Source organism: Agarivorans sp. QJM3NY_33 (assembly GCF_050870865.2).
Lineage (GTDB): Bacteria > Pseudomonadota > Gammaproteobacteria > Enterobacterales > Celerinatantimonadaceae > Agarivorans.
On the sequence record NZ_CP194039.2, the window covers coordinates 3922744 to 3944940 of the forward strand.

Annotated in this window: 13 protein-coding genes; 7 read left to right on the top strand and 6 right to left on the bottom strand. The window is 47.0% G+C overall.

The window, feature by feature from the left end; genetic code table 11:
• From ACRRSY_RS17640 to ACRRSY_RS17650, 3 genes are all read left to right on the top strand, one after another.
• Positions 1-1653 (top strand): phosphoethanolamine transferase, encoded by a 1653-nt coding sequence (locus ACRRSY_RS17640; RefSeq protein WP_432463730.1) that lies wholly within the window; start codon positions 1-3, stop codon positions 1651-1653.
• A gap of 79 nt (positions 1654-1732) precedes the next feature.
• Positions 1733-2017 (top strand): PepSY domain-containing protein, encoded by a 285-nt coding sequence (locus ACRRSY_RS17645; RefSeq protein WP_432451947.1) that lies wholly within the window; start codon positions 1733-1735, stop codon positions 2015-2017.
• Positions 2010-2522 (top strand): cytochrome b/b6 domain-containing protein, encoded by a 513-nt coding sequence (locus ACRRSY_RS17650; protein WP_432451946.1) that lies wholly within the window; start codon positions 2010-2012, stop codon positions 2520-2522. Before ACRRSY_RS17645 ends, ACRRSY_RS17650 begins: the two co-directional genes overlap by 8 nt.
• A 325-nt stretch (positions 2523-2847) precedes the next feature.
• On the opposite strand, the gene ACRRSY_RS17655 is transcribed toward ACRRSY_RS17650, so the two are convergent.
• Positions 2848-4419 carry a methyl-accepting chemotaxis protein gene (locus ACRRSY_RS17655; RefSeq protein ID WP_432451945.1) on the bottom strand — a complete coding sequence of 524 codons (1572 nt, stop codon included), beginning with the start codon at positions 4417-4419 and terminating at the stop codon, positions 2848-2850.
• 704 nt (positions 4420-5123) lie between these two features.
• Here ACRRSY_RS17655 and ACRRSY_RS17660 point away from each other — a divergent pair.
• The 4 genes from ACRRSY_RS17660 to ACRRSY_RS17675 all read left to right on the top strand — a co-directional run bounded on the left by ACRRSY_RS17660 (position 5124) and on the right by ACRRSY_RS17675 (position 16754).
• The gene (locus tag ACRRSY_RS17660) at positions 5124-6758 is read left to right on the top strand and encodes an NAD(P)-binding protein (RefSeq protein ID WP_432463731.1); all 1635 of its coding nucleotides are present in this window, start codon (positions 5124-5126) and stop codon (positions 6756-6758) included.
• The gene (gene nifJ, locus ACRRSY_RS17665; protein ID WP_432463732.1) at positions 6755-10306 is read left to right on the top strand and encodes a pyruvate:ferredoxin (flavodoxin) oxidoreductase; all 3552 of its coding nucleotides are present in this window, start codon (positions 6755-6757) and stop codon (positions 10304-10306) included. The genes ACRRSY_RS17660 and nifJ overlap by 4 nt, the downstream gene beginning before the upstream one ends.
• A gap of 701 nt (positions 10307-11007) precedes the next feature.
• Positions 11008-15648 carry a transporter substrate-binding domain-containing protein gene (locus ACRRSY_RS17670; RefSeq protein ID WP_432463733.1) on the top strand — a complete coding sequence of 1547 codons (4641 nt, stop codon included), beginning with the start codon at positions 11008-11010 and terminating at the stop codon, positions 15646-15648.
• Between the two features lie 11 nt (positions 15649-15659).
• The gene (locus ACRRSY_RS17675; protein ID WP_432463734.1) at positions 15660-16754 is read left to right on the top strand and encodes an HD-GYP domain-containing protein; all 1095 of its coding nucleotides are present in this window, start codon (positions 15660-15662) and stop codon (positions 16752-16754) included.
• 268 nt (positions 16755-17022) lie between these two features.
• Here the strand turns inward: ACRRSY_RS17675 and ACRRSY_RS17680 are convergent, their stop codons facing one another.
• The 5 genes from ACRRSY_RS17680 to ltnD form a co-directional block, all read right to left on the bottom strand.
• Positions 17023-18474, bottom strand: coding sequence for a GntP family permease (locus ACRRSY_RS17680; protein ID WP_432451940.1), 1452 nt, complete (start codon positions 18472-18474; stop codon positions 17023-17025).
• 102 nt (positions 18475-18576) lie between these two features.
• Positions 18577-19353 (bottom strand): 2-oxo-tetronate isomerase, encoded by a 777-nt coding sequence (otnI, locus tag ACRRSY_RS17685; protein ID WP_432460007.1) that lies wholly within the window; start codon positions 19351-19353, stop codon positions 18577-18579.
• Positions 19353-19985, bottom strand: a complete 633-nt coding sequence (gene otnC, locus ACRRSY_RS17690) for a 3-oxo-tetronate 4-phosphate decarboxylase (RefSeq protein WP_432451938.1) — start codon at positions 19983-19985, stop codon at positions 19353-19355. The genes otnI and otnC overlap by 1 nt, the downstream gene beginning before the upstream one ends.
• On the bottom strand, positions 19982-21238 hold the full coding sequence (gene otnK, locus ACRRSY_RS17695) for a 3-oxo-tetronate kinase (RefSeq protein WP_432451937.1): 1257 nt from the start codon (positions 21236-21238) through the stop codon (positions 19982-19984). The genes otnC and otnK overlap by 4 nt, the downstream gene beginning before the upstream one ends.
• Entirely contained in the window at positions 21238-22146 is a 909-nt protein-coding gene (ltnD, locus tag ACRRSY_RS17700) for an L-threonate dehydrogenase (RefSeq protein WP_432451936.1), read from the bottom strand. The genes otnK and ltnD overlap by 1 nt, the downstream gene beginning before the upstream one ends.
• Positions 22147-22197: the final 51 nt, after the last annotated feature.

Sequence of the window (22197 nt, forward strand, 5' to 3'; positions counted from 1 at the left end):
ATGCGTTCATTAACTAGATTCGCCTTACCCTATTGGCTCGCCACTTTGTTCATCGCCCTGTATTTTGCAGTGGTACTTAACCTTCCCATATACGCCAAAATAAGTGAGATATTCAGCCACCTCGAACAAGTAAAACTAGGTTTCATCATAAGCATTCCGCTATTTTTTGTACTCGCTTTAAACCTGATATTTCAGCTGTTCTCTTGGCCGTTACTGTTTAAACCATTTTTTATTCTATTGATCTTATTATCGAGTATTGTCAGCTACAGTAGCTTTAACTATGGCACCATTTTTGACCAAGATATGTTGGTTAATATTTTGGAAACCAATGCTGGTGAAGCCAGCTCATATATCAGCTTATATTCACTAACCTGGATCCTTGGCTTAGGCGTTCTACCAAGTGTTCTACTCGCGCTATTACCAATAAAAAAAGAGCGCACCTTTATTCATTTCATCGCTAAAAAATGCTTAGCCATGATCCTATCTGTTTTGGGTATTCTATTAATCGCAGCTTTGTATTATCAAGACTACTCGTCGGTCGGTCGAAATAATTCCTATTTAAATAAAATGATTATTCCTACCCAGTTTGTCTACAGTGCCTATGGGCAGGTCAAAGACAGCTACTTTACTAAACCCATGGTCTATAAAACCCTCGCAACCGACGCCAAACAAATAGCAAATGCTGCTGCGAACACAAGTGCAAATAAGCCGAACTTAGTCATCTTTTTATTAGGTGAGACCGCCCGCGCACAAAACTATCAATACCATGGCTATGCTCGTGATACTAACGCTTATACCCAAGCCTATCACCCGTTCTTCTTTTCCAATATGTCCTCCTGCGGCACAGCCACTGCAGTATCGGTACCTTGTTTATTTTCTAACATGAATAAAGCTAACTTCAATCGCAAGCAAGCCGATCACCAAGACAACCTGTTAGATATTCTGCAACGAGCTGGTATTAACTTACTATGGAAGGAAAATGATGGAGGCGATAAAGCAGTCGCAAAAAACATTCCTCTCATCAATATAGATACTTCGCGACAAGATCAACAATGTAATGGTCATAGTTGCTATGACATGGTGCTATTGGAAAATCTCGATCAACAAATCTCGGCGATGTCAGGGAATCGTATGATTGTGATGCATCTGATGGGGAGCCATGGCCCCACCTACTTTCAACGCTACCCAAGTTCAATGGCAACCTATCAACCCGATTGTCCACGAGCCGATATTGAAAACTGTTCGATAGAGCAAATTCAAAATAGTTACGATAACAGCATTCGCTACACCGACTTTGTCACCGCACAAGTGATAAAACACTTACAAAGTTTGCAACAATACAATACTGCGCTGATCTATGTCTCAGACCATGGAGAATCACTGGGTGAAAATGGTCTGTTTCTGCATGGCATGCCCTACAGCTTAGCCCCAGAAACCCAAACCAAGGTTCCCTTGCTGTTTTGGATGTCTCCAGGTTTTGCGAAGCAAAAACATATCGACTCAAGCTGTTTAAACGCTTCTCGTGATAAGCCTTATTCCCACGACAATCTATTTCATTCCTTACTCGGTTTAATGGATGTCTCGACTCAGGAATACCATGCCTCTGAAGATATATTCAGCCCTTGTCGTTCACTTACAAACAGCTCTTTTTAGCCTATTTTGTCAAACCTTAAGTCTTCCTTAAGTTTTGCAACTTATGATGAATTTGAAACTAAACGAACAGGAGAACAAGATGTCACCGATTAAAATGTCAACTCAACTTATTGCATGTATCCTAGCCGCAACCTCCTTTGTGGCTTTAGCCGACCCTACTTGTACTCAACAGCCTGAAAGTACTTGGATCCCCATCGAACAAGCCCAACAGCGGGTTGAAGAAATGGGTTACAAAATCAAAGTATTTAAAAGAACCCACACTAGTTGCTATGAACTTTACGGTCATACCAAGCAAGGAAAACGAGCAGAAATTTACTTTAACCCAACCAACATGGAAAAAGTAAAAGAGGAAATCGATGACTAAACACTACGTTTGGGATTGGCTAGTAAGACTGACTCACTGGACCGTTGCAATACTATTTTTAAGTAACTTTTTATTGCTGGAAGAAGGCAGCGAACTGCATCAGTGGGCAGGCTATGGGGTCTTAGCCGCTATTGCGACGCGTTTAGTCTGGGGCTTGATTACCCGTTCACCGGCTCGACTCAGTACTTTTAGGCCGTCAATCGCAGCAGGTATTGCTCACCTAAAGGAGGTGCTTGTGAGCAGGCAAGATCAACACCACGGGCACAATCCCGCAGGTGCTTTGATGATCTGGCTCATGTGGTTTTTACTGATTGCTACTGGTCTTTCGGGCTGGGCAACCCAGACCGATCTATTCTGGGGAGAAGAGTGGCTTGAGAAAGTCCATGGATTACTAGCTGATCTGTGTATGATCGCCGTTGCAATCCATGTTTCAGCGGTGATCATCATGACCAAAATCACCGGCAACCCTTACCTCAATGGCATTTTGTGGGGTCGTAAAAACTAATCTGGTGTACAGTCAACAATGCAGTTCCACTGCATGGTTGACTGTACAAAACGACGAAACTGGAATGACTATTTTCGCGACAATTGTTACTTCAAATAAATTACACCAGACTCTCCCTTGAGGTGATTTATTTAAGAACCGCACATCATCCCAACGCTCGGTTCAAAGCGCTCAGCGACCAGGCTATGTTACCGCTTCACCTTAATCGCAGCTCAGGCGCTATACCTATCAGCCTTTGAACAGAAGAATCCCCGCCTTCTGCAAACAAACTCAGCTCGAAGCAACATCGACCACTTCGAGTCTACAAGTCCTCGCTTCTGGCATATTAAGCCTGAAACTGATGAATCAAGCGCTGTAAGGCTTGTAGTTTATCGACCAACATCCCCGTGCGCTCGACCGACTCATCCCCTGTCACCGCCGTTTCCTCGGTTAGCTTATTAATATTAATCAAATTACGATTAATTTCTTCGGTCACCGTGGCCTGCTCTTCTACTGCCACTGCAATTTGATGACTAGTATCCGTCACACGATGCAACATATCACCAATTTCAATCAGCGAATCTCCGGTATTCTGAGCATTCACTAAACATTGCTCAGAGAGCACCTCACCCGAGGCCATGGTTGAAATTGCCTGCTCAGCAGTAGTTTGCAAATTATTAATCATGGTATGGATTTCTTCGGTAGAAACTTGCGTTTTCTGGGCTAAGTTTCGCACCTCTTCCGCCACCACAGCAAAACCGCGCCCAGCATCGCCAGCTCGAGCGGCCTCAATGGCCGCATTCAAAGCTAACAAGTTGGTTTGGTCGGCAATCGAACCAATCACATCGAGGATCCCTTCAATTTGCTGACTACTTTCAGCCAATTGACTCACCACTGCTTGGGAGTTTGCTAACTCCTTATGTAAAGCCTGCACCGAGTCGATCGTGGTATCAACCTGTTGTCGCCCTGCAACCACCGCGGTATTGGCTTGGCTGGTCAGCTGCGATGCTGACTCGGCACTTTCCGCCACTTCTCGAGTAGCATGAGCCATCTCGGTCACCGCTGTAGCGACCTGAGTGGTTTCATCGTTTTGCTGAGAGAGACTCTGTTTCATAGACTGCATGGTCGCCAATTCATCCTCGGCAGACAGCAGAATATCGCCTGTGGTTTCCCCAGTGCGAGCCACCACTGCACGCAATTCAGCTTGGCGCATCCGCAAGGCCAATTCGATGGCCGAAAACTCATCATAATGATCAGTGTAAAGATTTTCCATCAAAGGGTTGTGGTAGGCCTGCTGGGCTCGTTGATTCAGTTGTTGAATCCGCGAGCGTTGTCGCCAGCCGAAAAATAGGCTGGCAGCACCAAGTAAAGCGCCTCCCCCGGCCAACCAATACATTCCCGCAGTCAAAGCCTGCCATTCCAGCAAGCCCAACATGCTTAGCGTTAATAGCAACATATAGGAAGCATAGTGATGTCGCCAGCCCAATAAACGCTGCGGTTTTTTTCCTTGCTGCAATTGACTATAGGCCGCATCCGCTCGTTTAATTTGTTCACGTTCAGGGCGTGATCTCACCGACTGATATTCAATGGTTTCACCCTGTTCATTTTTAATCGGCGTAACAAAGGCACTCACCCAATAGTGATAAGCGCTATCTTTACAGCTATTTTTGACTAAACCCATCCAGCTTCGGCCCGATAGCAAATACTCCCACATCTGGGCAAAGGCCACTTTGGGCATATCCGTATGTCGGATAATATTATGTGGTTGACCCGATAACTCAGTGGCCGAGTAACCTGCTACATCACAAAAGCTTTGATTGGCATAAGTGATATAACTATCGTTATCGGTGGTAGAGATCAGACTGTCAAATTCAGAGTAATCGACTTCTTGTTGAGTTACGTGCTGTTGTACTGCCATAACGAATACTTATATCTAAAAAATATAAATATACACAAAAAAATACACATAAAAAAAACAATTTATGTATTTAACAAATATGTAATACACTGATATTTTTCTTCTATTTTATCATTAGTTTGTTTTTCAAAATATTGCTCTGAATTTTGATGGCTATCCGTAGAAATAATATGTTTAGAGTCATAAAAACAGTCTTGAACAGATAAAACCATGAATATTCATCACTCGTTTTTTTTAATATATTTAACTAACTAGCAAACTAAAGTATCCACGACAATCCCCGTAGATTCGCACTCCAGGCCGATAAATCAAAAACCATCAAATCTTTAAGGTTCTCAATCAAGCTCAAAAACTTAGAAATATCTTTGATTCATATAATAAATTCGACGAAGCCAAAAACATTTTCACTTTATTTCAAAAGCATTGCTAATAAGCGGCCATAAATTATTTTAGACATTACTAATATATAAATTAAAACTGTGAACTCCCTACATGGATCCTTTGATAAATTTTGATCTAGATAGCTCTCATAAAATGCAGCGTATGCTAAATTTTTACTAATTTTGATTTCTTAAGATTTAGCGTCGGCAGTGAATCACCTGCCTTCATAACACCGTGCCATAGCATCGTTAGCGACTAACGAATGGCAAGCTATTGCCTATTCTTAGCGCGGCAAGATGGTGCACTGAACTTAAGGAACCCTGATGAAAGCAAAATCTGTCGATTTATCAAGTCCTCCCGACCTTACCTTGAGCCATGGCACAGGTGCCGTCGCAAAACGAAAACCAATTTATCAATCGCTGCTGCCACCTTGTAATGCTGCCTGTCCGGCGGGAGAAAATATCCAAGCTTGGCTATCACTAGCTCAACAAGGTGATATACAACAAGCTTGGCAGGTATTGATGAACGACAATCCTTTCCCAGCGATCCATGGCCGAGTTTGCTACCATCCCTGTGAAGCAGCCTGTAATCGCAATGAGGTGGATCAAGCCGTCTCGGTACACGCCATCGAGCGTTACTTGGGCGATGTCGCCTTAGCCGAAGGCTGGCTACCTGAATACAATGCCACGCCGAGTGGCAAAAAAATCTTGATTGTGGGGGCTGGTCCCAGCGGCTTATCCGCCGCCTACCACCTAGCTCGTTTAGGACACAGCGTAGAAATACGCGATGCCGGCAACAGCGCTGGCGGCATGCTACGCTTTGGCATTCCGGCCTATCGCTTACCGAGAAATATATTGGATGGCGAGATCTACCGCTTACTTAGAATGGGGGTAAAAATCACTCTCAACCACCGGGTCGACGATCTAAAACAGGAGCGAGAACAAGGTGGGTTTGCCGCCGCCTTTGTTGCCATTGGCGCTCACATCAGCAAGAAAACTGAGATCCCAGCCCAAGAGGCGAGCAAGATCATCGATGCCGTCAGTTACTTAGAAGCCATCGAACAGGGCCAAAAACTCAATCTCGGTCGTAGAGTCGCCATCTACGGAGGAGGTAATACCGCCATGGATGCAGCCCGCAGTGCCAAACGCCTTGGCGCCGAGCCAATGATCATCTATCGCCGCGACATGGCGAATATGCCCGCCCACCAGTTTGAGGCCTATGAAGCGCTGGAAGAAGGAGTGCAAATCAATTGGTTACGCACCATCAAAGACTTCAGCGAACAACAACTCACCGTCGAGTTGATGGAATTAGACGAACAAGGTTACCCTCAACCCACCGGTAAGTTTGAAACACTTTCCGCCGATAGCCTGATCTTAGCCCTCGGACAAAACGTCGATACTCGCCTGCTCAGCCAGTTCGAACAGATCCGTTATCACGATGGTGTGGTGGAAGTAAATCAACACATGATGACCGGTGCCGAAGGTATTTTTGCCGGCGGTGATATGGTGCCTTCGCTACGCACTGTGACCATTGCCACAGGCCACGGCAAAAAGGCCGCCCATTGCATCGATACTTGGTTACAACAAACAGAACTAACCACGCCCCCAAAAGCAAAAATCGCCACCGCCGAACAGCTTCACCTCTGGTATCAAACTGATGCCCCTGTCAATCCCAAAAATCAACTCCCCCCCGAACAACGGGTTGATGATTTTAGCGAAGTCACTCAAGGTTTAAGCGCTGAACAGGCTCAATTTGAAGCCCAACGCTGCTACTCCTGCGGCAATTGCTTTGAGTGTGACAGCTGCTATGGCGCTTGCCCACAACAAGCCATTAGTAAGCAAGGCGAAGGACAAGGTTATGCCATCGACTATCAACGTTGCACTGGTTGTCAAGCCTGTGTAAACCAATGTCCTTGTGGTGCGATGACCATGATCGATACGGTGGAGGAAAACCAATGAAACCACGCATGCTCACCCTCGACGGTAACGAAGCAGCGGCTCGAATCGCCTATTTATTTAGTGAAGTTTGTGCCATTTATCCCATCACCCCCTCTTCAACCATGGCTGAACTGGCCGATGAATGGGCCAATCAAGGAAAACCCAACCTATGGGGACAAATACCAGAAATCATTGAGATGCAAAGTGAAGGCGGTGCGGCTGGCGCGGTTCACGGCGCGCTGCAAGGCGGCGCTTTAGCCACCACCTTTACCGCTTCTCAGGGCTTGATGTTAATGCTCCCTAATATGTACAAAATTGCTGGAGAGCTAAGCCCAGCGGTATTTCATGTAGCCGCTCGCGCCTTGGCTGCTCAAGGATTATCGATTTTTGGCGACCATCAAGATGTAATGGCAGTGCGCGCCACAGGCTTTGCCCTGCTCGCATCGGCCTCGGTGCAAGAGGCGCAAGACATGGCTTTGGTGGCCCATCTCGCAAGCCTACGCTGCCGCATTCCCTTTGTGCATTTCTTCGATGGCTTTCGAACCTCCCACGAAGTCAATAAAATTGCCGCTCTGGACGCCACGCAAATTAAGCCGCTGGTCGACGATCACTGGGTGTGGCAACACCGCCAACGCGCGCTCTCACCAGAACGCCCAAAAATTAGAGGCACCGCTCAAAATCCCGACGTTTATTTTCAGGCTCGCGAGAGCGTCAATCCTTATTATCAACACGCCCCCAGCATCGTTGCCGATGTGATGCAGCAGGTCGCGAGCCTAAGCGGTAGACCTTATCGCCCCTTCGATTATCATGGTGCAGCAGACGCCAGCGATGTACTGGTGGTGATGGGCTCGGCGAGCATCACCGTACAACAAGTGGTCGCGCACCGCTGTCAACAAGGCGAAAAAGTTGGTGTGGTTACGGTACGGCTATACCGTCCCTTTAGCAGCGAACACTTTTTGGCGGTATTGCCAAATACGGTGCAAAGGATAGCAGTGCTTGATCGCACCAAAGAGCCCGGCTCACAAGCCGAACCATTACTACTGGATGTTCAATCGGTGATCCACGAACACCCCGAGCGCCTGCATATTAAGGTCTGTGGTGGGCGCTATGGCCTATCCAGCAAAGAATTCACCCCAGCCATGGCCGATGCGGTCTTTAAATCCCTACGCGCTTCGCCAGTTAAAACTCGTTTTAGCGTTGGCATCAACGACGATTTGAGTCACCTCAGCCTAACAGTTGATAGCAAAATGACTTTGCCAGAAACCGGCGTCAGTAGCGCACTGTTCTATGGTTTAGGTTCCGATGGAACGGTTGGGGCCAATAAAAACACCATTAAAATCGTCGCCGAACGTCCGGGGTATTATGCGCAGGGTTACTTTGTTTATGATTCTAAAAAGTCTGGCTCAACCACGGTTTCGCATTTACGTTTTGCCCAACAACCGATAGATGCGCCCTATTTGCTGGAACACGCCGACCTAGTCGCGGTTCACCAACCGCAATTATTACGACAAATGGACTTAGTGAACAAAATCAAAGCACAAGGCTGTTTGTTGCTCAACAGCAGCTTGAATGACCAACAACTTTGGGACTCATTCACCGCAGATACTCAGCACTCTATTCTTGAGCAGCAAATCAAGGTATATGCGATTGATGCCACCGCGGTCGCCCTCGCTGGCGGCATGGGGCGCCGAATCAACACGATTATGCAGGCCTGTTTCTTTGCCTTAGCCAACATTCTGCCACTCGAGCAAGCCTTAAACGCCATGAAACAAGCCATTACCAAGAGCTATCAACGCAAGGGGGCTAAAGTTGTCGAGGCCAACCATGCCGTTGTCGATGCTAGTATCGCCGCGCTACGAACAGTGACTTTAGGCCAGGCAAATTCGGCACGACAACTGAGCCCCGCGCTCAGCCCGCAGGCTCCGGCCTTTATGCAACAGGTCACCGCCAAGATGATCCGTGGTTTAGGCGATCAAATTCCGGTATCGATGCTGCCCGATGATGGCACTTGGCCCAGCGGCTCCAGCCGTTATGAGAAACGTAACATTGCCGCCACACTGCCCAAATGGGACAGCGAGGCCTGCATTCAATGCGGAAACTGTGTCATCGTTTGCCCACATGCGGCGCTGCGCGCCCGTTTCTATCATCAAGCTTACTTAGCCCAGGCGCCCAGCAGTTTTGCGTCGGCAGCTCTGGCCGCCCGAGGCTTTCCCGATACCCACTATACTTTGCAGCTCTACGGGGATGATTGTACTGGTTGCGGATTATGTTTCGAGGCCTGTCCGGTGCGCGGCCCCGAACAACAGCGAGCGCTCACCATGCAGCCCAAACCGCAACAGCAACAACCGCTGCGTGAAGCGCTGGCTTTTTTCGAAAGTTTGCCAGTCAACGATCGCAGTCGTGTGGATTTTTCCACTGTGCATGGAGTGCAATTTCTTGAGCCGCTGTTTGAATTTTCCGGGGCCTGTAGTGGCTGCGGTGAAACACCTTATTTGAAACTGATTACCCAACTATTTGGCGATCGTATGTTAGTTGCCAATGCCACCGGCTGTTCATCTATTTATGGCGGTAATTTACCCACCACTCCTTGGTCAAAAAATGCCGAGGGCCAAGGACCCGCTTGGTCAAACTCGCTATTTGAAGACAATGCCGAGTTTGGTTTGGGTCTGCGACTCAGCGCCGATCAACAGCGACGCGAAGCCGAGAGACAACTACAGCAATGGCAACCCGCCTTCGATCCACAACTCATCGAAGCGGTACTCAACGCGCCTCAGCAGTTTGAATCCCAACTCAGAGCACAACGTCAACGCCTGCAGCAACTAATGCAACAAATTAAAGGCCATGCTCATGCACAAACGCTCAGCTCGGTATTAGATTATCTGTTACGTCGCTCGGTATGGATAGTGGGCGGCGACGGCTGGGCCTACGACATTGGTTTTGGCGGCTTAGACCATGTATTGGCTTCCGGCCGAGACGTGAATATTTTAGTCATGGATACCGAAGTCTACTCCAATACCGGTGGCCAAATGAGTAAATCAACCCCGCTAGGCGCGGTGGCTAAATTTGCCGCTGGCGGAAAAACCATGGCCAAAAAAGATGTGGCCCTGCAAGCCATCGCCTATGGCAATGTTTATGTGGCAAGAGTCGCGCTGGGCGCCGATCCTCAGCAAACGCTGTTGGCCTTACGTGAAGCCGAAGCCTATCCCGGCCCTTCACTAGTGATAGCCTATTCACATTGCATTGCCCACGGTATTGATATGCAAAAAGGTTTAGATCAGCAACAAAATGCAGTCCTCAGTGGGCACTGGCCATTAATTCGCTATAACCCAGTGCTGCGCCAGCAGGGAGCGAACCCTTTTGCCCTAGACAGCTTACGCCCCAGCGTGCCCTTAAAACACTACCGAGAACAGGAGAATCGTTACCAGATCTTAGCCCAGAGCCAGCCCGAAGAGGCGCAACGTTTAATGGATATTGCCGAGCAGGTGGCGCGTCAAAAATGGGCCACCTACGAAGAAATGGCCCATCGAGATGCCAGCCATTTCCATCCCGATGCACGGCGTGAACTTTAAACAAAGAGGGAGAGGCGGCGCCAGCCATACTCTCCTTCGCTCCGATGCGCGCGTGAAAATCAAACAGATACACCTTAAACAAAGAGCGAAAGAACAGGCGCTGACGCGACAAAATTAACAGAACCGAACAGGACCTTTGACTTTGCAGGGCAAACTTTAGCTGGGGATTCCCCCTGACATATCTCTTCCATCCCTGTCACCATTGATTACCTGCATAAGGGTGCCGCTGAGGCTCATAATCCCAAGTATTCGAATCAGCAAAACAAAGGAGCCTTTTCATATCCTAAACTTGTTCATTTCTAGCGAGCTTGGCCGACCGATGTTCAACAGACGACCCATCTCGCTCAATACAGAATGTTCTAGATAGCTATCGAGCTTACGCCACCGAGGTTTATGAAGTTTAACTAAAGTCCCCAAGATAGCGACGATTACTATGGGATTAAAAGCCTATAGTCTAATCTTTAATTAACTCGATAATGAATGTTAAAACAATGAGCTAGCCCTAAAATAAAACATATTACTTAAACGATAAATGATTATTATTTGTCACCGATATATCAAGTCGGTATATTAAATAAACAAAAGGAATTTTCATCTAGCCCATAAGATATACGCTCTTTTTAGCCCTAACAGATGACCCCATAGAGGGATGAATCGTGCGCAGCTAAATAACGATGACTTAGCAAATTAAGCGAGGATGCATGCAGAAAATAAAAGGCAAAAGTGTTTTTTGTTTGGTCGCAACTTGTCTCATTTGCTTACTTCTGATTGTTTCCCCCCAATCGACTTTCGCTCAAGTTGATGCGCAACAACCGCTCAAAATTGGTTATCGGATCGACAGTGCCCCCCTTCAATATCAAGACGAATCTGGTCAAGCCAGCGGCGTTCTGATCGATTTTTGGCGAATATGGGCCGAGAAGAGCCAACAATCTATCCAGTTTATCGGAGGAAACAACAGTGAAACTCAACGCTGGTTAAATGAAGGAAAGGTGGATGCGATTGCAGGCCTGTTCAGCAGCGCCCAACGTGAAACCCAAATGGCATTTTCTAAGCCCTTATTACATAGCGCTTATTCCCTATACTACAACCCCAACTTAACTCAACTTGATACCAACCTCGATATCAACCAACGCTCCATCGGCGTGACTCAGGGTAGCTACCATCATCAATGGCTGCTAGAACATTACCCCAAGGCTGATATACATAGTTATTCCGGCTACAACCAGCTATTTGAAGCCGCAATCACTGGAGAGGTTGAGCTGTTCATCACCCAAGCTATCTATCTAAAAAAATACCTCAGTGATCATCCGGTGAGCGTTCGTTTTGAAGCCTTTACGTCGGTGCTGTATGACCGAGCCTACCGCGCAGCCGTAAAGCGCGATAATCAACAGCTGTTAGCTAAAATTAATCGCCACTTGGCAGATATATCCAATCAGGACAAAAATGCTATTTCTGCAAAATGGAGCGGTTTTCACTGGGAATATCTGCCCCCAAAATTAAATGCTATCAATAATGCCAAAGTTCAGCTCAACTTAACCCCGACAGAACAAGACTGGTTAGCGAAACATCCAGAGATCACCATTGGCGTTGATGGCAATTGGCCACCGGTAGACTTTACCAACCAACAAGGCATACATAGCGGAGTTCTCTCCGAATATTTAGAGCTTATCGAGAACCGTTTAGGGATCAGCTTAAAAGTGAAAAGCAATGCTCGTTTCAAAGACATGGTTCAGCAGTTAAGGAAAGGAGAAATTAAGCTCGGCACTACCATTGTACAAACCGCAGACCGAGAACAAGACTTATGGTTCACCCTCCCCTATTTCAGCGCAGTGAAAGTCATAGTCAGCAACAGCGAAGGCAAGCAATATAGTGACTTAGCTCAGCTCTCGGGGAAAACGCTAGCCATTGAAGATGGCTTCTTCCTTATCGATGTACTGCGTAAAAGTCATCCCGAGATCAACTTAAAAACCTACCCTTCCACCGCTGATGCCTTGAAGGCTCTCTCCTTTCAACAAGTTGATGCGTATGTGGGAAATCAAGCGGTAATCTCGTGGTTAAAACAAAACTTACAGCTCAGTAATATTTCCTTTAGCGGTGACCCTCAGCTGCCTTTCGCCTTACAACGCTTTGCGGTACATCAAGACCCACAATGGCAACCCTTGGTCGGCATTCTGAATAAAGCCTTAGCCAGTATCAGCGTTGCCGAACGCCAAGCCATACTCAGTCACTGGGTAAACAACCGCCAACAATTCATCAATGCCCTCCCTCTCAATCTAAGCAACCAACAAAATATTTGGCTAGAACAGCACCAACAATGGAACATTGGCGTAGACCCTAAATTTGCCCCCTTGAGCTTTATGGATGAAAAAGGCTCCTTTGGCGGTATCTCTTCAGAAGTTCTGAATATCGTGACCAACATTATTGGCGTAAGCTATAAACTTTCTGAAACAAGTAGTTGGTCAAATACCTTACAAGCTCTCCAGCAAGCCGAGGTCGATATCGTCCCATCGGTTCCCTATGTCGAACAAAATCAACAAGACACAGCAGAAATGCTGTTCAGTAAGCCCTACCTAACTCGCCCCTATATGATATTTGTGCAGGACAACACCCAATTTGTGAGCAGTGTTGAAGATCTCGTCGGACATCGAGTGGGGGTGCTCAATCACCACAACTTAGAAAACCAACTACAGGTAGATTACCCACTACTCGAACAGTTTCCTTTCTCATCACCTCAACAAGCCTTGTTAAGCTTAAGTGCTGGCGAAATTGATGCCTACATCGGGATCCTGGACTCCACTTCCTTATCATTAACCGAGTTAGGCATCGCCGATATCAAGATAGCCGCACCCAGTCCCTACTCTTACCAAGCATCGATTGGCGTCCGTAAAGATTGGCCTGAATTAATACCCATCCTCAATCAGGCTATCGACCGAATATCGGCACAACAAATGAAGCAGATCAAGAACCACTGGTTTTCAGTTGACTTTGAGCATCAAGCAAATAACTACTTAATTTGGCGAGCCATTCTAATCACTTGCATGATTGCACTGCCAATTATCATTGTGATTTTCATTTGGAATAGAAAACTTGCTATCGCCAAGGATAAATTAAAGCTGAGTAGTGAAAAGCTCGCACAAGCCAAACAAAGTGCAGAACAGGCCAATAACTTTAAAAGTCAGTTTTTAGCCAATATGTCTCATGAAATCCGGACCCCGATGAATGCTATCGTCGGCTTTACACATCTGATGCTCAGTAGCAAACTGGATGATACCCAGCAAGACTACGCCAAGAAAATAAAACGCGCGTCGCTCACCCTACTGGGCGTCATCAATGACATCTTAGATGTGTCTAAAGTCGAAGCTGGCAAGCTAGAAATAGAGCAAATCAAATTCCATTTAAGTGAAATTGTCTACAACCTATCAAATCTGTTGGCACCAAAAGCAATAGAGAAGAACATAGATATCTTCATGGATGTTGATCCGAAAGTGCCCGATATCCTGATTGGCGACCCTCTCAGGCTAGAACAGATCCTGATTAACCTGACTCAAAATGCCATAAAATTTACAGAGCAGGGACAAGTTGTGGTGAAGATCAAACTGCTCGAATCGGTGCCAAACCGGGTTACCCTTGAGTTTTCGGTCAATGACACCGGCATTGGGATCTCCGAAGACAACCTCAGCAAATTATTCCAGCCCTTTGTTCAGGCCGACGACAGCCTCACTCGAACCCATGGCGGTACCGGCCTGGGTTTAAGCATCAGCAAATTATTAGTCGAGCTGATGGGGGGAGAAATCTGCGCCACCAGCATTGAAAATCAAGGCAGTACTTTTAGCTTTCAGCTTAACTTAGCTTACTCCGAAGACAAACAATACGACCAACAGTTGCAAGCCGAACTCAGAGATATGCGAGTTTTGGTGGTCGACGACAACCAATTGGCCAGAGACATTAGCAGCGAAATATTACACTCCTTCTCATTTAGAGTTGATTGCGCGAGTAACGCTGCAACCGCCATCGATATGCTTGACCGACACAACAACATCGAACCGGAAGATCCCTATCGCTTGGTATTAATGGATTGGAAAATGCCACGAATGAATGGCATTGAAGCGAGTAAATACATCAAAGAAATGCCTCTTCGCATGATGCCCGCAATCATTTTAGTCACCGCCTATGGGCGTGAAGATGTGCTGCGGCAGGTAGAAAAAGAACAACTTGACGCCTTCTTAATTAAACCACTCAACGCTTCACTATTATTTGATTGCATCATGAAGCTATTTCATCAACAGCCAAGCAGTTCACTGGCAACTCAAGCGATGGTCCCCCACTTACTTGAGGGCAAGGTATTGTTAGTGGAAGATCACCCCATTAACCAAGAACTCGCCAAAGAAATGCTGACCCAAATGGGCCTGCAAGCCAGCATTGCCAAGCATGGTCAACAAGCAATCGATATGCTGCAAGCTGAGGCCTTCGATTTAGTCTTAATGGATATACAAATGCCAGTACTCGATGGCTTTGAAGCCACTCGAGCCATTCGCAAGAATAGCCGCTTCGCCAAACTCCCGATTATTGCCATGACCGCTCATGCAATGAAAGAAGATCAGCAACGATGTTTCGAAGCAGGCATGGACGCTCACCTAGCGAAACCTATCGATCCCGAGCAATTATTCTCAGTACTAAGCCAATACCTTGCGCCTCAAGCGCAGCCAGATACTGAGCCAGCGCTGGTGATAAACGCTCCAGCCGAAGATCCATTACCAGTCATTGACGGCTTAGATAGCCAATGGGGGATCACCCGAGTCGGCGGCAATGCACAGCTTTACCAAAAACTACTGAGTGATTTTTATAGCAGGCATCACCAAGAATTAGAGACCCTTTCTCAGGCGTGTAGGCTACAACAATTTGACGATGTAAAACGCATTATTCACACCATTAGAGGGGTCGCAGGTAACCTTGGTGCCAAATCGCTCGAACAAGCAGCGACCGATTTTGAACCGCTCATCGCCCAAGCAGAGCAAGCTTTTGCCAGCCAACAATGGCAGGAGTTTCAGCACCAGTTTAAGCACTTGTTCGAACAACTTGCCAGTAGTCTTGCACCACCCAGCTCAGCCCCTGAAATCGTCAGTCAATCACCAACAACTGTACTCAATACTAGCGCCGAAGCTCTATTAACGCCGCTTCGAGAATTACTAGAAGAAGGCAATCCACAGGCCAAGAAAACCATTACTGAATTTGAAAATAAGCTACCGCGTATACTCTATGATGAGCTCGTCAGACTGATCAACGAATTTGAGTTCGACAATGCCCTCACGGTGCTAGACGAACATATCAATAAAAAAGGATAGGTTACACCAACATGCTTAAGCCAACAGAAAAAATACTGATTATTGATGACGAAACATTTTATATCGATGTGCTAGTGGAGTTGCTCGCCCAGAAATTTGTGGTTTCGGTGGCTAAAAATGGCGAACAAGGTTTAGAGCGGATCAGACGTGGCTTCTTACCTGATCTCATCCTATTGGATGTATTAATGCCGGGATTGGATGGCTATCAGGTTTGCCAACAGCTCAAAGCCATGCCCGAAACCAAAGACATTCCGATTATTTTCTTAACCGTCAAAAGCGATGTGGAATCGGAAATTCATGGTTTCAACCTAGGAGCGGCCGACTACATCTCCAAGCCCTTTAGCCTGCCAATCGTGAGTGCTCGAGTGAACACCCATATGGTTTTAGCCAGAATGCACAAAACCTTACAACAGCAGAATTCACAGCTTGAAGAGCTGGTCAATCAAAGAACCAAAGAGATCTCGCGCACCCAAGATGTGGCGATTTATTGCATGGCCTCGGTCGCTGAAACCCGTGATAACGAAACCGGTAAACACCTGCGACGAACTCAGCATTACATCAAACTATTGGCAGAGTACCTAAGAGAGCAAGGATTCTATACCGCTCAGCTCGACAACGACTTCGTTGAACTATTATTTAAATCTGCGCCGCTGCATGATATTGGTAAAGTCGGCGTGCCCGATGCAATTCTGCTTAAATCCGGGCCTCTCGATGCAACTGAATGGCAAGAAATGCAAAAACACTCAGAATATGGGCGCGATGCCATCTTAAAGGCCGAGAAAGAGTATGGACCGTCCAGTTTTTTAAGCATCGCCAAAGAGATTGCCTATAACCACCATGAAAAATGGGATGGTAGCGGTTACCCTCGGGGTTTATCGGGGGAGCAAATTCCGCTCTCGGCACGGCTAATGGCCATTGCCGACTGCTATGACGCACTGATCAATAAGCGCAGCTACAAACAAGCTTTTAGTTACCAAAGTGCCAAAGAGATCATCCTCCAGGGACGCGGTAGCCATTTTGAACCCGCTTTAGTCGATGCCTTTATCGTCTTAGAAGCGTCCTTTATAAAAATTGCCCAACAATTTGCCGAAGATGAAGACGAATAAATGTCCTTTGCACCACTAAGTTTCAGGCAAACCAACATCACTCTGGGCAGTGAAACAACAAACAGGATGGTTCAGAGATAGTTTTCAAGAACTCAGCCCCCCATTGCTAAGTAAAAAACAACCGCCCTCAATAAGCTTCATTCACTTACTGAGGGCAGTTAATCTTCGACCGCCTTTTAATACCCATCTAACTCATTATCGGCAGATTTATTCTGCGTAATAAATTGCTCATATAAGTAATCCGATTGGTATAATTCAATGGCTTAAATTAATGCTGCGATACTAAGCTGCCGTGTTTTTCTCTGCTTTTCATCCAAAGCATAATGCCACCGAGTACCGCGAAAGGAACGATCGGATCCACTAGGGTCCCCCCTTGACCAAAAATAAGGTTTAGGAGCATCACAATACTCGCGCCAATTGCCCAAGCAATGGTCGAAGTCACACTCCAGATCTTCAATTGGTCACCCAACTCGGTAATCCCCAAAGTACGACTGATGATATGAAAGTAAGAGTCATTTAGATGGGAGAAGCCAACCGGGCCTACCGCACATGCCAATGCAACAAAGACCGGATCCAGACCCAAGGTTTCCACCAATGGTAATGCCATGGTGGCTGCAACCATCATTGATGCCGTCGCGGAACCTTGGATCAAACGCAACATCGAGGCTATCGCCAATGGCACCAATAAAGGAGGTATGCCACTACTTGAAATCGCTTCTGCCACCTGAGGGCCAGCACCGGATGCTTTGAGCACTGCGCCCATTGCGCCACCACAACCAGTGACCACTAAGATAAGACCGGTAGTGGCCAGCGAATCGTCCATCGATCCCACCATATCTTTGCGTTCGATATTCCGCGTTAGACCATAGAGCGCCATTAATACGCCAATCCCTACCGCCACGACAGGGTTGCCGACTAATGACAATAAGGCGTGAAAAGTCGAATCTCCTTTACCAACAATAGTATTCGCCAAGATCAGCGCTATCGGGATCAGGATCGGTCCAAAAGATAGAAAGTTACTTGGCAGTTTTTTCTCGTCGGCTGCTTGCACGGTATCTAAATTCGCCCAAGCCGCTTCGGAAGTAATCCATTGCTCACCGTTTGGCACGCGGTAGTACTCTTTGCCTATTTTTCGAATATAAAACAAGGACAACAGCATCATCGGAATAGAGACCAATAATCCCCATAACATGTATACGCCCAAGTCCACACCAAGAATGCCAGCAACTGCCACTGGGCCAGGCGTTGGCGGCACTAAGGCGTGAGTGATCAGCAAACCAAGCGCTAATGTGACCCCTAAGCCCACGGCAGATTTTCCGGTATTGCGTGAAATGGCACGCACCAGTGAGTGCAAAATGATATAGGCCGAATCACAGAATACAGGGATCGCCACCAGCACCCCTGTGAGACCAAGCGCTATATCTTCACGTCCTTTACCACAGAGCTTCACGAAGGTTTTTGCCATTCGAATCGCCGCCCCGGAGCGCTCAAAACATGCCCCCATGATCACGCCAAACGCGATAATTAAACCAATGCCACCAAGCACTCCACCAAAACCCGCTTTAATCGCACCAATCAGTTCCGTTGGTGCCATTCCGGCAAATAAACCCATGATGATACTGGCAATAACCATCGCCAATGCCACGGGGATCCGTGTTTTAATAATCATCCCCATCATGGCAATGATCCCGACTATAATTCCTATAAGAGCAGCGTCCATTATATTGTCCTACCTATCAGATTATATTTCTTCAGTTGTGTTTAGCTACTACCTCCTTGAAAGGAGGCAGTGAGTTTGGTTGTCGTTCTTATTATGTGTTGCTTAAAGGTAAGGTCTGACCCAGCCTAAACCAGCTTCAGTGCTTGACTTAGGTTTATATTCGCAGCCAATCCATCCTTGGTACCCCACCTTGTCTAATACTTGAAACAAATATGGATAATTCAGTTCACCATCTGAAGGTTCATTGCGATCGGGAACCGAAGCGATTTGAACATGACCAATATCGTCCGCCAAATCCGCCATCAGCACGGTGACGTCTCCATCCATGATTTGTGCGTGATACAAATCAAATTGTAGTTTTACATTGGTGCGTTCAACTTGCTGAATAAGCGCGACGGCGTCCCGCTGATGGGACACAAAATAGCCTGGTACATCGCGAGAATTAAGCGGCTCGATCATCAGCTCAATTCCCTGCTCAGCAAATCGGTCTGCGGCATAACGAATATTGCTGATGAATGTGTCGACATGCTGTTGCTCACTAAATTGCGGATCCACAAGACCTGACATGGCGTGGACTTTTTTGCAGTTGAGTGCCTGCGCATACATCATCGCGGTGTCGACACTTTGCTTAAACTCTTGTTCCCGTCCAGGAATAGCCGCAAAACCCCGCTCCCCTGCATCCCAATCACCCGGCGGCATATTAAACAGCGCCAGTTCAAGGCCAAATTGACTTAACTTATCTGCCAATACTTTTGGTTCATAGGCATAGGGAAACAAAAACTCTACCGCTTTAAAACCCGCTTGATGGGCTTGCTCAAAACGCTCCAAAAAGTCCACGTGGTTGAATAACATCGTTAGATTTGCTGCGAATTTGGCCATTACTTGCCTCTCCCTTTTAGGTCTTCGACTTCTGCGTCGCTGAGATAACGAATTGGATAGTCCTTCAGTAAGAACATTAGTTTTGCTGTTTCTTCCAGCTCCTCGGCATTGTCAACTGCATCCACTAAATCACTACCGGTGATCACCGGTCCGTGGTTGGCAAGTAAAAATGCTCGATAGTCGGCGGCTTGTTTACCCAAGTCTTCGGCTATTTTAGGATCTCCCGGTCTTAAATATGGAAGCACTGGCAGCTGCCCAATTCGCATCACGTAATATGGTGTGAACGGGCGAATGGCATTTTCCACCGTCAAATTATCCAAACACGACAATGCAGTGAGATAAGTCGAATGTAGGTGCACAATGGCGTTACAGTCTGGATTATTACGATAAATAGCCAAGTGAAAAGCGACTTCTTTCGATGCCTTATGCCCAGAAATTAAATGACCGTCGATATCCACGACCGAGAGCTGCTCAGCCACTAATCGGCCAAATGATGATCCGGTTGGCGTCGCCAAGAAGTGCCCATTGGGCAGTTTAACGGATAAGTTTCCCGCGCCACCCGTCGCATAGCCTCGTTCAAACATAGAGCGAGCTAAGTCGACCATTTGTTGTCTAATTTGTTGCTCTATCATGCAAGAAAACCTTGTGCTTTAAAGAAGAACTGCGGATCACCAAAATTGCCCGATTTCAGCGCCAACGACAGCGAGCCATCAAGGGATTTGACCCAAGGCACACCGGGAGCGATTTGAGGACCAATGTGAAAACCCGCAACGTCAAGACTTTGGGTCACCGTACCGGAGGTTTCTCCCCCAGCTACAATAAAATTGACCACGCCATGCTCTTTTAGTTGGTGAGCGAGCAAACTAAAAAAGGACTCAACTGCATGACTTGAGGCTTGAGCACCGTATTGGCTTTGAATTGCACTGAGTGTCTCAGTATCGGCCGTAGCATAAACCATGGGGGCAAATTCACCGTCGAGGTTCGTGATGACCCACTGCATTACACTTTCGCTGTAGGATGGATCATTGATACACGCAGCAACATCCACCGCAAAGTGTGGCGCTCGCGCTTGGTAAGCCACAACTTGTTGATTGGTCATCGCTGAACATGAGCCAGAAAGCACCACCGTTTTTGCTTGACGAGGTAAGCCTTGCGCTTTGGCTTCAGTTTGCTCCGCCAAACTTCGCCCCCAATGTTGAGCGATGTCAGCCGCTAAACCGGAGCCCCCGGTCACTAATTTTAACGACTGAATCGCCTCCCCTATTGTCGCTAAATGCTGCGCATTGAACGCATCAAGCACTGCGTAACGAAAGCCTTGCTGTTGTAACTCAGCAAATTTTGCCTTGAGTGCTTGGCTACCTTGCTCAATCACTTGATAATTCACCAAACCAGCATCGCCATCAGACTGTGCATTCATCAGACGAACTAAGTTTGAATCCGTCATTGGAGTGACGGGGTGATGACGCATTCCAGATTCATGCAGCGGCTCACCGAACACAAATAAATGCCCGTTAAACACCGTGCGACCGTTCACAGGCAAGGCCGGACAAACAATCGTGAAATTTTCGTTCAGTGCTGCCAACAACGCGTCCGTCACAGGACCAATATTACCTTGTGCCGTGCTATCGAAGGTTGAGCAATATTTGAAGTAAAACTGTTGGCAACCTCTGGCCTGCAACCATGCTAAAGCCACCAGTGAGTCGGATATTGCCTGATCGACCGGACAAGAACGTGATTTCAAGCTTATCACTACAGCATCTGCTTCAATCTCTATCGGCAAACTCGGAACACCATTTAACTGTACCGTTCGCATACCATTTTCTACCAGAAAACCGGCAATATCGGTGGCACCAGTAAAGTCATCTGCAATCACACCAAGTAACATTATGACTCCTCCATGCCGGGCAATTTGATGCCGTCAAAAATTTTAATCACCGCGCTGTCATCTTCTTTGCCAAAACCAGCATTGCTAGCAGCGGTGAACATGTTCAAGGCGGTGCTGGCTAGCGGCAATGGAAATTTAAAATCTTGCGCCGTATCCGCCACCAGATTGAGATCTTTCACGAAAATATCCACCATCGATTTGGGTGTATAATCCCCATCCACCACATGCTTCATACGGTTTTCAAACATCCAAGAGTTCCCCGCAGCATTGGTCACCACTTCATACATCACATCTAATGGGATTTGCGCCCGTGCTGCCAATGCCATAGCTTCGGCCCCCGCCGCAATATGCACTCCCGCCAAAAGCTGATGAATAATTTTCACGGTTGCCCCCAAACCGATGGCTTCGCCAATGTTGTAAACCTTTGCAGCTGTCGCATCCAATACTGGCGCAAGCTTGGTAAACGCCGCACTAGAACCGGCAGCCATAATGGTCATCTCACCCGCTTCGGCTTTCACTGCACCTCCCGATACCGGGGCATCCAACATCAACAGACCATATTTTTTCAACTCTGCGTCTATTTGCTGTGCATCTTGAGCTGAAATAGTGGCCGAAACCATGACTGCCGTATTTGGCTTTAAATTTTCTGCCAAACCGGAATCAAACAGGATCGATGTCACTTGTTTGGCATTTATCACCAGCAGTAACACTGCATCCAGCAGCGGCGCAAATTGCTTCGCATCTGTCGATACACCTTTGGCACCAAAATGATCTAAGGTCTCTAAAGCCATTGGATTAAGGTCAATCCCATAAACATCGAGACCTGCACGGACACAAGATTTCGCTGCCCCCATCCCCATCGAGCCTAAACCAATCACAGCTACCGATTTAACTATTTGATTATCCATCGTCTTTTCCCAAAACATGTTGAATACAGTGTGTTAATTTATGTTCCATGG

What these genes read in the sequence shown, in the direction of transcription:
- ACRRSY_RS17650 (WP_432451946.1), top strand. Translation starts at nt 2,010, where the DNA reads ATGACTAAACACTACGTTTGGGATTGGCTAGTAAGACTGACTCACTGG.
- ACRRSY_RS17640 (WP_432463730.1), top strand. Translation starts at nt 1, where the DNA reads ATGCGTTCATTAACTAGATTCGCCTTACCCTATTGGCTCGCCACTTTG.
- nifJ (WP_432463732.1), top strand. Translation starts at nt 6,755, where the DNA reads ATGAAACCACGCATGCTCACCCTCGACGGTAACGAAGCAGCGGCTCGA.
- otnC (WP_432451938.1), bottom strand. Translation starts at nt 19,985, where the DNA reads ATGATAGAGCAACAAATTAGACAACAAATGGTCGACTTAGCTCGCTCT.
- ACRRSY_RS17660 (WP_432463731.1), top strand. Translation starts at nt 5,124, where the DNA reads ATGAAAGCAAAATCTGTCGATTTATCAAGTCCTCCCGACCTTACCTTG.
- otnK (WP_432451937.1), bottom strand. Translation starts at nt 21,238, where the DNA reads ATGTTACTTGGTGTGATTGCAGATGACTTTACTGGTGCCACCGATATT.
- ACRRSY_RS17670 (WP_432463733.1), top strand. Translation starts at nt 11,008, where the DNA reads ATGCAGAAAATAAAAGGCAAAAGTGTTTTTTGTTTGGTCGCAACTTGT.
- ACRRSY_RS17680 (WP_432451940.1), bottom strand. Translation starts at nt 18,474, where the DNA reads ATGGACGCTGCTCTTATAGGAATTATAGTCGGGATCATTGCCATGATG.
- ACRRSY_RS17645 (WP_432451947.1), top strand. Translation starts at nt 1,733, where the DNA reads ATGTCACCGATTAAAATGTCAACTCAACTTATTGCATGTATCCTAGCC.
- ACRRSY_RS17675 (WP_432463734.1), top strand. Translation starts at nt 15,660, where the DNA reads ATGCTTAAGCCAACAGAAAAAATACTGATTATTGATGACGAAACATTT.
- ACRRSY_RS17655 (WP_432451945.1), bottom strand. Translation starts at nt 4,419, where the DNA reads ATGGCAGTACAACAGCACGTAACTCAACAAGAAGTCGATTACTCTGAA.
- otnI (WP_432460007.1), bottom strand. Translation starts at nt 19,353, where the DNA reads ATGGCCAAATTCGCAGCAAATCTAACGATGTTATTCAACCACGTGGAC.
- ltnD (WP_432451936.1), bottom strand. Translation starts at nt 22,146, where the DNA reads ATGGATAATCAAATAGTTAAATCGGTAGCTGTGATTGGTTTAGGCTCG.